The 14,756-nt window shown below is 70.3% G+C and carries 16 protein-coding genes; 11 read left to right on the forward strand and 5 right to left on the reverse strand.

The annotated features are described in order from the left end of the window. Window positions 1–85 precede the first annotated feature (85 nt). Window positions 86–496 carry a nitroreductase family deazaflavin-dependent oxidoreductase gene (locus tag ACWDMM_RS02770; RefSeq protein ID WP_195077371.1) on the forward strand — a complete coding sequence of 137 codons (411 nt, stop codon included), beginning with the start codon at window positions 86–88 and terminating at the stop codon, window positions 494–496. 28 nt (window positions 497–524) lie between these two features. On the opposite strand, the gene ACWDMM_RS02775 is transcribed toward ACWDMM_RS02770, so the two are convergent. The 4 genes from ACWDMM_RS02775 to ACWDMM_RS02790 form a co-directional block, all read right to left on the reverse strand. After that, the gene (locus ACWDMM_RS02775; protein ID WP_323123946.1) at window positions 525–1,457 is read right to left on the reverse strand and encodes an alpha/beta hydrolase; all 933 of its coding nucleotides are present in this window, start codon (window positions 1,455–1,457) and stop codon (window positions 525–527) included. 143 nt (window positions 1,458–1,600) lie between these two features. Further along, the gene (locus ACWDMM_RS02780; protein WP_449935674.1) at window positions 1,601–2,593 is read right to left on the reverse strand and encodes a hypothetical protein; all 993 of its coding nucleotides are present in this window, start codon (window positions 2,591–2,593) and stop codon (window positions 1,601–1,603) included. Further along, window positions 2,580–3,881, reverse strand: coding sequence for a hypothetical protein (locus ACWDMM_RS02785; protein WP_357204875.1), 1,302 nt, complete (start codon window positions 3,879–3,881; stop codon window positions 2,580–2,582). Before ACWDMM_RS02785 ends, ACWDMM_RS02780 begins: the two co-directional genes overlap by 14 nt. After that, window positions 3,878–4,201, reverse strand: coding sequence for a hypothetical protein (locus ACWDMM_RS02790; RefSeq protein WP_195043187.1), 324 nt, complete (start codon window positions 4,199–4,201; stop codon window positions 3,878–3,880). The genes ACWDMM_RS02785 and ACWDMM_RS02790 overlap by 4 nt, the downstream gene beginning before the upstream one ends. A gap of 406 nt (window positions 4,202–4,607) precedes the next feature. Here ACWDMM_RS02790 and ACWDMM_RS02795 point away from each other — a divergent pair, with 406 nt between their 5' ends. From ACWDMM_RS02795 to ACWDMM_RS02810, 4 genes are all read left to right on the forward strand, one after another. After that, complete coding sequence (locus ACWDMM_RS02795) at window positions 4,608–5,684, forward strand: sugar ABC transporter substrate-binding protein (protein WP_195077374.1); 1,077 nt, start codon at window positions 4,608–4,610, stop codon at window positions 5,682–5,684. 72 nt (window positions 5,685–5,756) lie between these two features. Further along, a complete protein-coding gene (locus ACWDMM_RS02800; protein WP_449935677.1) occupies window positions 5,757–6,530 on the forward strand; it encodes an ATP-binding cassette domain-containing protein in 774 nt (257 codons plus the stop codon). Further along, window positions 6,527–7,762 carry a sugar ABC transporter permease gene (locus ACWDMM_RS02805; RefSeq protein WP_449935680.1) on the forward strand — a complete coding sequence of 412 codons (1,236 nt, stop codon included), beginning with the start codon at window positions 6,527–6,529 and terminating at the stop codon, window positions 7,760–7,762. The genes ACWDMM_RS02800 and ACWDMM_RS02805 overlap by 4 nt, the downstream gene beginning before the upstream one ends. Before the next feature lie 30 nt (window positions 7,763–7,792). Further along, on the forward strand, window positions 7,793–9,001 hold the full coding sequence (locus tag ACWDMM_RS02810) for an ROK family protein (protein ID WP_195077377.1): 1,209 nt from the start codon (window positions 7,793–7,795) through the stop codon (window positions 8,999–9,001). Window positions 9,002–9,016: 15 nt separating this feature from the next. Here the strand turns inward: ACWDMM_RS02810 and ACWDMM_RS02815 are convergent, their stop codons facing one another. Then, the gene (locus ACWDMM_RS02815; protein ID WP_195077378.1) at window positions 9,017–10,264 is read right to left on the reverse strand and encodes a phthiocerol/phthiodiolone dimycocerosyl transferase family protein; all 1,248 of its coding nucleotides are present in this window, start codon (window positions 10,262–10,264) and stop codon (window positions 9,017–9,019) included. Window positions 10,265–10,489: 225 nt separating this feature from the next. Between ACWDMM_RS02815 and ACWDMM_RS02820 the strand changes: the two genes are divergently transcribed. The 6 genes from ACWDMM_RS02820 to crcB all read left to right on the forward strand — a co-directional run bounded on the left by ACWDMM_RS02820 (window position 10,490) and on the right by crcB (window position 14,682). Beyond that, window positions 10,490–11,176 carry a crotonase/enoyl-CoA hydratase family protein gene (locus ACWDMM_RS02820; RefSeq protein WP_195077379.1) on the forward strand — a complete coding sequence of 229 codons (687 nt, stop codon included), beginning with the start codon at window positions 10,490–10,492 and terminating at the stop codon, window positions 11,174–11,176. Between the two features lie 7 nt (window positions 11,177–11,183). Then, window positions 11,184–11,765 (forward strand): TetR/AcrR family transcriptional regulator, encoded by a 582-nt coding sequence (locus ACWDMM_RS02825; RefSeq protein WP_195077380.1) that lies wholly within the window; start codon window positions 11,184–11,186, stop codon window positions 11,763–11,765. Between the two features lie 137 nt (window positions 11,766–11,902). Next, window positions 11,903–13,255: a flavin monoamine oxidase family protein gene (locus ACWDMM_RS02830; protein WP_357204881.1), complete on the forward strand. Its 1,353-nt coding sequence runs from the start codon at window positions 11,903–11,905 to the stop codon at window positions 13,253–13,255. A 58-nt stretch (window positions 13,256–13,313) separates the two neighbouring features. After that, a complete protein-coding gene (locus tag ACWDMM_RS02835; protein ID WP_357104238.1) occupies window positions 13,314–13,763 on the forward strand; it encodes a universal stress protein in 450 nt (149 codons plus the stop codon). A gap of 59 nt (window positions 13,764–13,822) precedes the next feature. Continuing rightward, complete coding sequence (locus ACWDMM_RS02840; protein WP_323123945.1) at window positions 13,823–14,317, forward strand: fluoride efflux transporter FluC; 495 nt, start codon at window positions 13,823–13,825, stop codon at window positions 14,315–14,317. Next, complete coding sequence (crcB, locus tag ACWDMM_RS02845; protein ID WP_195077383.1) at window positions 14,314–14,682, forward strand: fluoride efflux transporter CrcB; 369 nt, start codon at window positions 14,314–14,316, stop codon at window positions 14,680–14,682. The genes ACWDMM_RS02840 and crcB overlap by 4 nt, the downstream gene beginning before the upstream one ends. Window positions 14,683–14,756: the final 74 nt, after the last annotated feature.

Raw genomic sequence — 14,756 nt, forward strand, 5'->3', positions numbered from 1 at the left:
GCGGGCGTTGGTTCGGCTCCGGCAGCCAGATCTGGGTAGGCTCGCGCACGACCCGGCGCACCCTACTCCCTAGGAGAGACAAGCCATGGCAGGCGACTGGAACACCCAGATCATCGAGGAATTTCGCGCCAACCAGGGCAAGGTCGGCGGCCCCTTCGCAGGCCGCGAGCTGCTGTTGCTGACCAGCACCGGCGCGAAGTCGGGTCGCCCGCGCACCAATCCGCTCGCGTTCATTCGCGACGGCGAGGACATCGTGGTGGTCGCCTCCAAGGCGGGCGCTCCCACCAATCCCGACTGGTACCACAACGTGCGCGCCCATCCGGAGGTCACGATCGAAATCGGCACCGAAACCCTCGAGGCGACCGCGACCGCGATCACCGATGGCCCGGAACGCGATCGCCTCTACGCCGCGATGGTCGAGGTGATGCCCGGCTTCGCGGAATACCAGGAGAAGACCGATCGGGTGATTCCGGTCGTCAAGCTGACGCCGCGCTGAGCGGAGCAGTTCGCGGCCGCGAGCGCGCTCATCCCGCCCCCACCGAGGACAGCAGCATGGGCAAGGCGTTCTGCATCTGGATCTTCCAGGCGTCCCAGTTGTGTCCCTGGGCGGGCACATAGCGCTCGTCCACCTGCGCGCCGAGTTCTTGCAGGCGGTCCACGAAACGGTAGTTCTGTTCGTAGGCTGCGGATTCCACGGGATCGCCCTTGCCGTAGGAGACGAACAAGGGGATGCCGGTGAGATCGGCGGCCCGGCTGTAGGGGTTGTTGGCGACCCAGATGTCGCGGTTGACGGTGTAATCGCCCCAGACTCGTTTCCAGTCGGCGGCGCAGCCCTGGCCGGGCTTGTCGGGTTCGCCGGGGGCGCCGGAGTCGTGCAGCGGATCGACGTTGCCGCTGAAGGAAGCGGCCGAGCGGAACCATCCCTGGTGGGCGGCGGCGAACTTCATCGCCCCGAGGCCGCCCATCGAATTGCCCGCGATGGCGCGGGTCGCATTGGCGCGGTAGCCGGTTTCCAGCAGGGTGCGCACGTCGTTCAACAGGTAGCTCTCCCACGCAGGCGGGCCGCCGTGGCCGTCGTTGTACCAGTCGGAATACGCGCTGCACCAGCTGGTCTCGGGTAGTACGAAGATCGCTTCCCGCCCCGCCGTCAGCGCCGCCAGATCGCCTTTGTCGGTCCAGGATTTGTGGTCGTCGAAGCCGCCGTGCAGAACCCACACCGTCGGCCAGGTGCGGGCGGCGTCCTTGGACCAGCCGGGGGGAAGCAGCAGTCGCACCACCTTGACCGACCAGTCCGGGCCCTCGAGGTTCGGGGAGGACACTCCGATGTCGAGAATCCGGTCGCTCACCCTGGTCTCCCAGCGCACCGTCGGCGCCGCGTGCGCGGAGGCCACGGATAGAAAAGGCGCGATGAGGCCCGCGACGACGATGGTGAGGGCTATCCGGATCAGGCGATGCAACGGTCCAACCTTTCGCTTCGCGATCGTGTCGGAACGATCGCTGCCGCAAGTCGATTCACCGCTCATCATGCTCGGCGAACATTGGTGTTCGCAAGAGTGGTCCGGCACCGGCGGCGGAACGAGCCGGTCTCGGCCGGATGCCCTCAGCCCGCCGTGATGCTGGTGATCAGCGTTTGGTCCGTTCCGGTTCGGGTCGTGATGAACTGCGTGAAGGTGTTCGCGTCCTCGCCGGGAAACTGCTGCGTCAAACGCACTTCCCACCGCGCCTGGCCGTCGGGCCCGTCCCCGGCCCGGGAGATCTGCACGCAGTAGCGGGTGCCCGCGGGCACCTGATTGATGCCGCGCTGGATCTGATCGGCGGGTGATACGGCGGCGTCGGGGGCGACCACCGCGCGCGCCCGGTAGCCGGATCGTTCGGCGTAGTAGGCGTACTCGAAGGCGAAGATGGCGTCGGGGCCGTTGCCGGTGCCGCCCGGATCGGTGCCGGAAATGACGTCGCCGGTGCGTTTCTGCTCGCATCCCGGCGTGGCGATGGCCCACGGCGGCCTGACCCGCGAGGTTGATGTGGACGTAACCGGTGCGGGCCCGGCCGCGCGCGGCGGCGACGTCGCCGCCGGCTTGCGGGAATTCGACTCGGAACCGTAGATCATGGCCATGCCGATCGAGACGGCGGCGATCGCGATGCCGAGGACGATCAGGACGGTCAGCGAACGGTTGCCGCGCTGCTGATCGGTGCGCCGCGGACGCCGCACGGGGGTGCCGGGATGGATGCCGGATCGATTGACGACGGCGGGCGCAGGGACGTGGGCGTCCTCGGCCTTGACCTGCTCCGGCTCGGCCGGTGCGCCGCGCTGCTGTGGGGCAACGGGTTGCGCAGCCCGCACCGCGGCGGGTGCGGGCTCCAGCCATTGCTCCCATTCGCCGAAGCGCGGCCTGGTCTCTTGCCGCTGCGGCTGACGCGGTGGTTCCGGCGCCTCGTACTGCGGTTCACGACGACGGGTCTGCTTGCGGCGCCCGGGCGAACGACGTCGTTTGGACGGCTTGCTCGCGGGGATGCGCAGCATCGGCAGACCCGTGTCGAACGGGTTGGCCTGGCCCGCGCCCTGACTGGGATGCTCCCGGTCAGGGGGCGTCATCGTCGAATTCGCCCAGCACCGGCACGACCGCCGTCACGGCGGACGGGATGGTCACGCCGAGTTGGCCGTCGCGCGGCTTGTGTTCGTGGTCCTCACCGCCGGGCGGCGCGGCGGGCGGCACCACCATGCCGCCGGTCGGGCCGGGGTGCGCCGGATGGTCGGGGTTGCTCGCGGGCGCGGGCGGCGCGGAATCGGCGGGCGGGATGACCGCGGGCGCGGGCCTGCTCTCCGGCTTCGGCACGTCCGCGCGGGCGGCGGGGGCGGAGTTGCCGGGCGGGATCACCGAACCCGGGCCGCTGGTGGACGGCTTGTGCTCCGGCGATCCGCCGAAGTCGAACAACTTCGAGGAGTTCTTCGAGTCGTCGCCGTTCGAGCCGGGATTGGTGGTGGATCCAGGGTTGATCAGCTCCGGGATCGCCTTGTCCGCGGCCGCCGCGACGGTGTCGATGCCGTGGATGCCGACTTCGGCGATCTTGTCGATGATGTGCGTGCCGATGTCGACGCCCGCGTTGATGGCCGTGGTGCCCAGATCCACTCCCGCGGAGATGAGCTGCTGCTGCAATTGCAATTGCGCGACCATGGCCGGGTCCATCGGCTGGGTGGTGGCGGGTGCCGTGGTGCCGGGCACGACTTGACCGGTGCTGCCGGGAGAGACGGCTTGCCCTTGGGAGACGCCGGACGGTGTGGTGACCGTGAGCGGACCCATCTCGTCGAGTCGCCTGGTGTGGTCGTCCATTTCGGTGCGTGCGGCCGTCACGGTGGTGAGCGCGTCGCGCAGCGCCTGGGTGGCGCGGGTGATGACGGCGTCGGTCTCCGGTGCGGAGGTGGCGTTGTCCAGGATCTCGCGCGCGTCGCGCCGGAAGTCGGCGATGATCTGGTCGACCCGCCGCGCCGCGCGCCCCGAGGTGGCGTGCGCGTCGGCGAGCACGGACAGATAGGCCGGACCGCGATCGGAGATGTCGCCGATCTGGGTCTGCGTGGTGCGCATCGCGGGCACCGCGCTGTCGGCGGCCTTCGAGGTCCAGGTCGACTCCAGCGCGTGCAGGCCTTCCCGGTGCGGACCTTCGGTGTCGGCCGCCTGCGTGGAAGCGGCCGACAGCGCCCCGGTCGCGGCCGCGCTCGGCACGCCGACGCCGGTGCCGAGCGAGGAGCGAAGCGTCAGAAGGGGTTCGACCAGCGCGGCGACGATCGGCGGATCGACGCCCGGTTCGGTGCTCAGCGGCCGGGTGGTCTCGGCGGCGGGCTGGGTGACGTGCGCGCGTTTGCGCAGTCCCATCAGGCTTCTCATGCCGACGCCTCCCCGGACCTGGTGATCGCGCTCGCCGTCGCGGCGTCGACATCCTGCGCGCTCTCGCTGTAACCGCGCAGCACCTGGCCGTAGGCGCCGACCAGCTGGCCCGCCGTCGACAACGCTTCGGCGTGTTCGGAGACGGCCGCGGAGAAGCGCGCCGCGAATTCCGCGCCGACGAGCCCGAGATCGGCGGCCAGCCGTTCCGGATCCACCGCGCCGGAGGCGACCGTGGCCGCCGACGCCAATTGTTTCGACACCGCGTCCGCGATCGCGGTGTAGGCGGCCACCGCCGCCGGGTCGAGCCTGAGCGTATCCACTGTTCCCCTCCCGGATCCCAGTCTGTCGCTACCGCGCCATGATTCACCGCCAAGGGTACTGTGCCGGAGGCCCGCCATGCGCCCGTTCCTCGGTGGTCGGTTCCGCGCGTGGGCGACTCCTGGGCGTGTCCGGTGCCCGCCCCTGAGTGCGGGTGATGCCTCCGGCATCCGCGGGCGTGGCCGGAGGGATCGGCCGACATCCCTGTTCACGAGCCATCCCGCGCCCCTTGCCGATCCGGCCGCGGTGCCATCGACCTCGGCGAACGTCTGCGTGTCGAGATTGTTATCCGGAACAACAAATTAGCTGTTGTGCGCTGTGTCACAGTGGAATATGTTGCTGTCCACAACATTCGTTCCACTCCGACCGGCCGGGGCATCGTCTCGGCCGGTGATGAAAGGCCCACTCATGCGTAAGGGCATCTTCAGCGCCGCCGCGCTGTCGTTCGCGCTGCTGGCCGCCACACTCACCGCGTGCGGCGACTCGGGGGACTCCGGCGGCGAAACCCGGATCGGCGTGATCCTTCCGGACAGCAAGACCTCCGCCCGCTGGGAGACGGCGGATCGCAAATACCTGCAACAGGCGTTCGACGCCGCGGGCGTCAAGGCCGATATCCAGAACGCCCAAGGCGACAAGAACGCCTTCCAGACCATCGCCGACCAGATGATCACCAACGGCGTCTCGGTGCTGGTGATGACCAACCTGGACAGCGGCACCGGCAAAGCGGTGATCCAGAAGGCGAAATCGCAGGGCGTCACCGTGATCGACTACGACCGGCTCACCCTGGGCGGCGGCGCGCAGTACTACGTGTCCTTCGACAATGTGAAGGTCGGCAGTCTGCTCGGTGCGGGCGTCGCGCAGTGCCTGACCGATCGCAACGCGGTGCGCCCGGTGGTCGCGTACCTGAACGGCGGACCGACCGACAACAACGCCACCCTGCTGAAGACCGGCTACGACGGTGTGCTGAAGCCGCGATTCGACGCGGGCCAGTACGTCAAGGGCCCCGATCAGGCCGTCCCGGAGTGGGACAACACGAAGGCGGGCACCATCTTCGAGCAGATGCTCACCGGACGGCCTGACATCGGGGGCGTCGTCGCGGCCAACGACGGATTGGCCAATGCCGCGATCGCGGTGCTGAAGAAGCAGAAGCTCAACGGCCAGGTGCCGGTCAGCGGGCAGGACGCCACGGTGCAGGGCCTGCAGAACGTGCTGGCGGGCGACCAGTGCATGACCGTCTACAAGGCGATCCAGAAGGAGGCCGACGCGACCGCGAAACTCGCGGTCGGGCTGGTGAAAGGGGAGCAGGGCACGACCAACGGCACGGTGCGCGATCCGGAGTCGAACGCCGACGTGCCGTCGGTGCTGCTGGAGCCCAAGCCGATCTACCCGCGCGACGTCAAGGACGTAGTGGCCGACGGCTATGTCACCAAGGCCGAGCTGTGCACCGGCGAGTTCGCGAAACTCTGCGCGGACAACGGGATCTGATATCGCACGCCCCTTCCGCGGTTCGATGAGGGGAGCGCGGAAGGGGCTCATTCCCTTGGCGAGGAGCCACCCATGTCCGAACCGCCGGTCATCGAATTACGCGGAGTAGAGAAGAGTTTCGGCCCTGTCCACGTGCTGCACGAGGTCGCGTTCAGCGCCTATCCCGGCGAGGTCACCGCGCTCGTCGGAGACAACGGGGCGGGCAAGTCCACGCTGGTCAAATGCATCGGCGGAACCCATCCGATCGACGCGGGGGAATTCCTGTTCGACGGCGCGCCGGTGCAGGTGCACAGCCCGCGCGACGCGGCGGCGCTCGGCATCGAGATCGTCTACCAGGATCTCGCGCTCTGCGACAACCTCGACATCGTGCAGAACATGTTCCTCGGCCGGGAACGCAGGCGCGGTCTGGTGCTCGACGAATACGCGATGGAGGAACTCGCCGAGAAGACGCTGGCGATCCTGTCGGTGCGCACCGTCAAGTCGGTCCGCCAGCAGGTCGCGAGCCTGTCGGGCGGGCAGCGCCAGACGGTGGCCATCGCGAAAGCCGTGCTGTGGAACAGCAAGGTGGTGATCCTGGACGAGCCGACGGCCGCGCTCGGCGTCGCGCAGACCCAGCAGGTGCTCGAACTGGTCCGCAAACTCGCCGACCAGGGCCTCGCGGTGGTGCTGATCTCGCACAACATGAACGACGTCTTCGCGGTGTCCGACCGGATCGCCGCGCTCTATCTCGGCCGGATGGCCGCCCAGGTACGGACCTCCGACGTGACGCACGCGCAGGTCGTCGAATTGATCACGGCAGGCCGCAGCGGCGCGCTCGGCCTCGAGGCGAGCGGAGTGACCCGATGACCGCGGTGACCACCGAGCGGCGACCGGCTGCGCCGGTGACCGACCTGATGACCGGCTACGTCGGCCGGATGCGCGGCGGCGACATGGGGGCGTTGCCGTCGGTGATCGCGCTCGTCGTGCTGTCGGCCGTCTTCTGGGCGGCGCGCCCGGTCTTCATGTCCGAGGCCAACTTCGCGAATCTGTTCACCCAGGGCGCGGCCATCGCGGTGATCGCGATGGGGTTGATCTTCGTGCTGTTGCTGGGCGAGATCGACCTTTCGGCCGGATTCACCAGCGGGGTCTGCGCCGCGGTGCTCGCCGTGCTGCTGACCGACGAGGGGTGGCCGTGGTACGCGGCGGTGCTGGTCTCGCTGCTCACCGGCGTGGCGATCGGACTGGCGATCGGCACGGTCGTGGTGAAGATCGGGATCCCGTCGTTCGTGGTGACGCTGGCGGCGTTCCTCGCGTTGCAGGGCGTGGCGCTGAAGATCATGGACAACGGCCGCAACATCTCCATCCGGGACGAGACGATCGTCGCCATCGCGAACAAGAACGTGCCGCCACTACTGGGCTGGGTGCTGTACGCGGCGCTGATCGCGGGTTTCGCCCTCGTGCAGTACCGGAAGTGGCGGGCGCGCGCGAAACTCGGGCTCACCGGCACGGCGGCGCGGGTGGTCGTGCTGCGGGTCGCGCTGCTCGCGCTGGTGGCGGGCGCGGCGGTGCTGGTGCTCAACGGCGAGCGCAGCCGCAATCCGGCCGTGCACTCGCTGGCGGGTATGCCCATCGTGGTGCCGATGATCGTCGCGCTGTTGCTGCTGTGGACGTTCGTGCTGGACCGCACCGCGTTCGGCAGGCACATCTACGCGGTCGGCGGCAACGCGGAGGCGGCTCGGCGCGCGGGCATCGCGGTGGATCGCGTGAAGATCACCGCTTTCGTGCTGTGCTCGGCGATGGCGGCGGTGGGCGGGCTGATCGCGGCATCGCGGGCGAACTCCGTCGATCCGAACACCGGCGGCAGCGACGTGCTGCTCACCGCGGTCGGCGCGGCGGTGATCGGCGGCACCAGCCTGTTCGGCGGGCGCGGGCGGATGCTGGACGCGGCGCTCGGCGCCGCGGTGGTCGCCGTGATCAACAACGGCATGGGGCTGATGGGCTACAGCGCGGGCACGAAATTCGTTGTGACAGGATTCGTGCTGCTCTTGGCGGCCGGAGTGGACGCACTCTCCCGTAAGCGTGCGCTCCCGCGGCGATGAATTCCAGCCCCCGTGACGAAAGCCCGGTGAATGCGAGCAGCACCTTCGCCCGATGAGATCCGCACGCGCAACCTCGCCGCGTTGCTGCGGCACGTCCACCGCGACGGAGCGGTGTCGCGCGCCGCGCTCGCCGAGCGAATGGGGTTGAACCGCAGCACGATCCTCGCGCTCACCACGGATCTGGCGGCGGCGGGGCTGGTCAGCGAGGAATTGCCCGGTCAGACCGGGCGGGCGGGCAGACCGTCGCTGGTGGTGCGCCCGCAGGCCGAGCGCGTCTACGTCGTCGCGCTGGACGTCGGTGCGGACCGGCTCGCCGCCGCCCGGGTCGGGCTGGGCGGCTCGGTGCTCGATCGCACCGCGGCCGCCCGCCCCGGCGGCGCGTTCGACCCGGACGACGTGATCGCCGCGCTCGCCGCGATGGCGCGGGAGATGATCGCCGCCGCAGCGCCGGACGCCCGGTGCGTCGGGGTCGGGGTCGCGTTCTGCGGCATGGTCCGCGAACAGGACGGCGTCGTGCGATACGGACCGAATCTCGGCTGGGTGGATGTCGCGTTCGGCGCCGCACTGACGCGGGAACTCGGTCTCGGCCTCCGCGTCGCGGTCGGTAACAACGCCAACCTCGGCGCGCTGGCCGAACGCGAACGCGGTGTGGGCGAAGGCTTGGCGAACCTGATCTACCTGCACGGTGACGTCGGCATCGGCGGCGGCATCATCGTGAACGGCGAATTGCTCGGCGGCGAAGGCGGTTACGGCGGGGAGGTCGGGCACATGATCGTCAATCCTGGTGGGCGGCCGTGCGCCTGCGGTTCCCGTGGCTGCCTCGAAGTCGAAGCGGGTGAGCTCGGGTTGATCGCGGCGGCGGGACGGACCGAGCCCGCGGGTCAGGCGGCGGTGGACGCGATCATCGAGTCCGCCGCGCGCGGCGACGCGGCGGCACGCGACGCGCTGCACCAGGTCGGCGAATGGCTCGGCTACGGCGTCGCGAATCTGGTGAACGTCTTCAATCCGTCGATGGTGGTGTTCGGTGGCGTGCTGCGGGAGATCTATCTGGCCTCGGCGGCCCAGGTGCGCAGCCGCGTCGCGGTGAACGGCCTGCAAGCCCTCCGTGAACGAGTCAGGTTGCGCACCAGCGCGCTCGCGGGCGACGCCACCTTGCTCGGCGCCGCGGAGCTGGCCTTCACCGATGTGCTCACCGATCCTTTGCAGACTCTGTCGCGCAGGCAGGCCGCGCGCGCCTGACGGGCGCGGCGGGGTTCACGCCGCTCCCGCGGCGCTGAACTCCGACAGGTGGCTGGTCAGCAGTCGTACCCGCACCCGCTGTTCCTCCGTGGTCTCCTCGGGGTGATGGATCTCGATGCTCAGCCGGTCGTCGAAGGTGCTGATGATGATGGTGCCGCTCGGCTGCTGCAGCCGGTGCCCGGTCTTGTCCGGCTTGCCGAGCATGATCGAGCGGAAGTCGGTGATGCGCAGCTCGTCCGGCACTCCGGGCCTTTGCACGCGTCCCCAATTGGTCGCCAGCACGATGCCCGGTGCGCGCGGTGGGGGACCGGCGGCGATCTCGGGAATGTGCAGCGGGGTCTGCTGCACGAGGCCGGTGTGCAGTCCCGCGCGCAGCGTGTCGCTGATGGCGCGGGCCAGTTCGACCAACGTCGTGCCGGTGGTCGGCGTCGGGGCGAAGTTGGCGAAGCCGAGCACGTTGGTGCCTTCGGTCGTCCCGATCGGCGGGGTCACCCGGGTGCGCAGGTCCACCGAGTAGGTGTAGGCCAGTTCGGTCAGCGGCAATCCGCGCAGCTCGGCTTCGGTCAGCAGGATCGCGGCGGAGGCGAGGCCGTTGATCGTGGTGTTGTTCCGGTGCCCGAGTTCGATCAGCGCGGCGGTCTGCTTCCTGGTCAGCCTGCAGCGTGCGGTGCGCGGGACGAGGTAGCCGGAATCTTCCGGCTCCGAGTGGCTTCCGGCGACGCCGGCGGGGCGGTGCGGCGCGACCGGTGTGCCGATCTTCCGCACGCCGCGCTCGCGCAGCAGCTCCTCCACCGAGCGCGGGAAGCCGTGCGGCGGCAGTTCGGCGGATCGGCCGCGGGTGCGGTCGGTGTAGCAGGACAACAGCTCGGCGAACACGGCCAGCGAATGACAGGCATCCGCGATGCTGTGGTGGGTCACCAACGTGACGCCCGCGCTGTCGCCGTCCCGGACCACGCACAGCGAGGCGAGCGCCTCGCGCTGGTCGAGGCGGGCGCCGGTGAGCAGTTGTTCGGGATCGCCCGCGGCGACCGTCAGCTCGGGTGCGGCGCCGGGGGATTCGAGCAGCAGGTGGCCGCCGCGCCCGTCCGGCTCCAGATGGGCGCCGAGGATCGGACGGGAGCGAACCACGGCCTCGAACGCCGCCGACAGCGCGGCGAGATCCAACCGGCCCGCGACCCGGATCGAATAGCCGACGAGGACTTCGCTGTTGGCGAAGATGGCCTCGCTCGGCGCCAGCGGGCGGATGGCGGTTGCTGCGGTCATGTCGCTTCCTTCACCTGGGCCTGTCCCGAGGCTAGTCCGAAGCCCGGACGCGCCAGGCTTTTTCGGCAGCATCGTGTGCTTGCTGTATCGGGCGATCCGGCGCCGTTGTTTCGTCTCTTCGCGGCGGCAGCACCTGGTCCTGCTCGGGCCGCCGCGACCGCAGCCCGCAATTAGCTGCGAGGCTCTGGAGTGCTACTCTAGAGTTCTGCTCTAGAGGAGGCTGTCATGACCGAACTCGTCACCTACCGGCTCGACGACGGCGTCGCCACGGTCACGCTGGACGACGGCAAGGCGAACGTGATGTCGGAGCACATGCTCGGCGCCATCGCCGCCGCCTTGGACCGGGCCGAGGCGGACCGAGCCGTCGTGCTGCTGACCGGCCGCCCGCGCGTGTTCTCCGCCGGTTACGACCTGGCGACGTTCTCCCGTTCCGCCGACGACATCCGCCGCACCCTCCGGGCCGGCGGCGACTTGGTCCACCGGCTGCTCGGCTTCCCCTATCCGGTCGTGGCGGCATGCCAGGGGCACGCCATCGCCCAAGGCGCGTTCACGCTGCTGGCCACGGACGTGCGGTTCGGCGTGACAGGCGATTTCAAGCTGGGTCTCAACGAGGTCGCGATCGGGCTGACCATTCCGCACTACGGTGTGGAACTGGCGCGGCACCGGCTCACCGCGCCCGGTTTCGACCGGGCGGCGAACACCGGGATGCTGGTCGGGCCGCAAGAGGCAAGGGAATTGGGCTTTCTCGACGTGCTCGCGGCCGATGCCGACGACCTGCGCACGCGCGCGACGGCCGAAGCGCGCCGGTTGACCGGAATCGACTTCGCGGCGCACGCGGGGACGAAACTGCGTGTGCGCGCTCAGGTGCTCGCCGCGGTCCGTTCCGGCATCGACGCCGAGTTCGGCGAGTAGCCCGGCCGTGCGCACTCGTGAGCGCATTCTGGCCGAAGCCACGCGCCAGCTGCTGGCCAAGGGGTACGCGTCCTTCACGGTGGCCGGTGTGCGGGACCGGCTCGGCTTGTCCAGCGGCAGCATGTTCCACGCGTTCGGATCGAAAGCCGAACTGGCCGCCGCCGTCTACGTCTCCGGGATGCTCGATTACCAGCGGACGGTGCTGGAGCGTCTCGACGCGCCGGACGCAGGCGCCGAACAGGCGATCCGCGCGATGCTCGCGGCCCATCTCGGTTGGGTGCAGGACCACAGGGAGCTGGCCCGATTCCTGTTCGCCACGTTGCCGGACGAGGTAGTGGGTTACGCGGAACCCGAACTGGCGCAGCACAACCGGGTCTTCTTCGGCGCGCTGCAGCGCCGGTATCTGGAGCTGCTCGGCGCCGCGGAGGCGGGCGGCGAGGGCTACCCGGTGGCGCACGCGATCTGCGTCGGACCGGCGCAGGAGTACTGCAGGCAATGGGTGCGCGGACGCGTCACGGCGCCGCCGCGCACGCTGACCGCGACCTTGCAGGAGGCCGCCGTCGCCGCCCTGGCCACGCTGACCCGCTGAGCGGCGACGCGCCGTGCGGCTCATCGGCGCAGGACGACGCGACCGCGACCGCGACGATGCTCGCCACGCCGGTTGCGGATCGGCCACGGGTGATCGACAGTGGTTGTCGAGTTACGGTGCGGCGACGGGAGGCCACCATGGACCGTGCGGACGTCGTTGTCGTCGGTGCCGGATATGCCGGGCTGTGCGCGGCGCGGGCGTTGCGAGCGGCGGGCCGGGAAGTCGTCGTCCTGGAGGCGAGCGAGCGCGTCGGCGGGCGCACGCTGACCGCCCGTGCCGGTGACGGATGGGCCGTCGACCTCGGCGGCCAGTGGATCTCGGCCGCCCATACGCGATTCGCCGCGCTGGCCGAGGAGTACGGCGCCGCGACCTACGCACCGCCCGAAGGGGCCGACCTCCTCGTCGAGGGTGTGGTCAGGCGGCCGTTCACCGGCGCGCGTCCGCCCCTTCCGACGTTCGTCCTTGTCGTGCTCGCACAGGCCATGTGGCGGCTGGAACGGCTGGCCGCCCGGCTGGATCCGGCGCGTCCGTGGGCCGCGCCGGACGCCGATCGGCTGGACGCGATGACCGCGGCGACCTGGCTGCGCCGGAATCTGCCGGAGCGGCGGGCGCGGAACCTGGCCGAGGTGATGATCGGCGAGGAACTGTGCGTCGATGTCGGCAGCATCTCGATGCTCGGTCTGCTGACCACGATCCGTTCGGCGGGCGGCGTCGAGGCGGGGGTCACCGCCGAGACGGTGACCCGCCTGTTCGTCGACGGCGCCGACGGGCCGGCGCGCGCGGTCGCGGCGGAACTGGGCGGCGCGGTGCGTCTCGGCGCGCCGGTGACCGCCATCCGCGGGCAGGCGGACGGCGTGGTGGTGCGCTTCGACTCCGGCGAGGTGCACGCCGAGCACGTGATCGTGGCGGTGCCGCCGACCCTGTCCGGGCGGATCGCCTACGACCCGCCGCTGCCCGCCGCGCGCGACCAGCTGACCCAGCGTATGCCGATGGGCTCGGTGCTGAAGGCGTTCGCCGTCTACGAGCGGCCGTTCTGGCGTGACGACCTGCTCACCGGGCAAGCGCTGAACCTGCACGATCCGGTTCCGGTCACCTTCGACGCCACCCGGCCCGGCGGTCCAGGCGTGCTCGGCGCGCTGGTGCCGGGCCGGGCCGCGCAGCGACTGGCCGACCTGCCCCCGGCCGAACGACGCGCCATGATCATCGGTTCGCTCGTGCGCGCCTTCGGGTACACCGCGCGAGAACCGATCGAGTGGCACGAGAAGGTCTGGGCCGACGATCCGTACACGCGCGGCGGCTACGGGGCCTTCTTCCCGCCGGGCGTCCTGACCACCGTGGGTTCTGCTCTGCGCAGGCCGGTCGGTCCGATCCACTGGGCCGGCAGCGAGACCGCGACGGAGTGGTCGGGCTACATCGAGGGAGCGATCCGCTCGGGCGAGCGTGCGGCCGCCGAAGTGCTCGCGGCCGAGCGGGTCACGGCCACGGCATGATTGCCATGGTGTTGCCGGAAAGCTGGCTCCGGCTCGGCCGAGGGCTCACAATGAAGAGGTGTTCCAGCGGATCGTGGTGGGTTACGACGATTCACCCGGCGCCAGGACCGCCTTGACGATGGCGCTCGAGCTGGCGACGGTGCACCGCGCCGCGCTCACGGTCGTCGCGGTGGAGGAATACCTGCCGCACTACGGGCCGGTGGTCGGCGAGATCGAGGACGAACGCTCGATCGGCGAGCTGACCTGCCGCCGTTGGCTGGCCGCGGCCGCCGAGACCGCGCAACAGCGCGGCATCGCGGTGCAGGCCGAGATCCGCGCGGGCCAAGCGGCGCGCGAACTGGCGACGGCCGCCGCCGATCACGGCGCCGACCTGCTGGTGCTCGGGCGCAGCGGGCACTCGGGCATCTGGGGGCGGTTCATCGGCAGCACCGCGGAGAAGGCCGCACGTCATGTCGGCTGCTCGGTGCTCGTCGCACACGACGGCGACGGAGAGGCCGAGCGCCGGTGAGCGCGGCGGCGGGGTGACCGGCGGTGGCGGCGGCGCGGGCAGTCGGGTAAGAGATCTGCGTGGCGGGTGAACTGATCGAGGAACCGACCGGCGTCGCCGATCGCGCGCGTGGCCGCGCCCGGCGGCGGGACTTCTGGCGTGCGCACGGGCCGGTGTCGGTCGTCGTCGCGTTCGGCGGTGCGCTCGGCGCGCTCGCTCGCTACGGCATCGCTCAGGGTTTGCCCGCTCACCCCGGGCACTTTCCGCTCGCCACCTTCGTCACCAATGTCGCGGGCTGCTTCGCGATCGGAGTGCTCATGGTCGCGGTGACCGAGATCTGGGCCGCCCATCGGTGGCTGCGTCCTTTTCTCGGCGTCGGCGTCCTGGGCGGGTTCACGACCTTCTCCACCTACGCCAACGAGATCCGCGCACTGCTGCGGCCGGACACGCTCGTCGTCGCGGCCGGTTATCTCGCGGGCACGCTGATCTGCGCCCTGTCGGCGACACTCGTCGCCATGGGGCTTACCAGGGCGGGATACGAACGCCTGCGACGCGCGCGGAAGGCGGCTCGATGACGGTTGTGCTGGTCTTGGTCGGCGGCGCGATCGGCGCACCGCTGCGGTATCTCATCGATCGCGCGGTGCAGGATCGTCGCGACAGCCTGTTTCCGTGGGGAACCTTCGCGGTCAACCTGATCGGCTGTCTCGTGCTCGGCGCTCTCAGCGGCGCGGGATCGGCGTTGTCCTCGCCGCTGTTCGCGTTGCTCGGCACCGGTTTCTGTGGAGCGCTGACCACTTACAGCACCTTCAGCTACGAAACCGTGCGGCTGGCCGAGCGGGGCGCGTACTTCTACGCGGTGACCAACGTGGTCGCCGGTGTGTCGGCGGGGTTGATCGCCACCGTGGCGGCTTACGCGGCGGTGCACGCCCTGTTCGGCTGATAGCACGCCGAAGGCGTATGCGACGTGATCCAGTTCACTCCGCTGCCCTGTCGCGCACCGCTCGGGGTGGGTTA

It is taken from the genome of Nocardia sp. NPDC003726, from assembly GCF_053586955.1.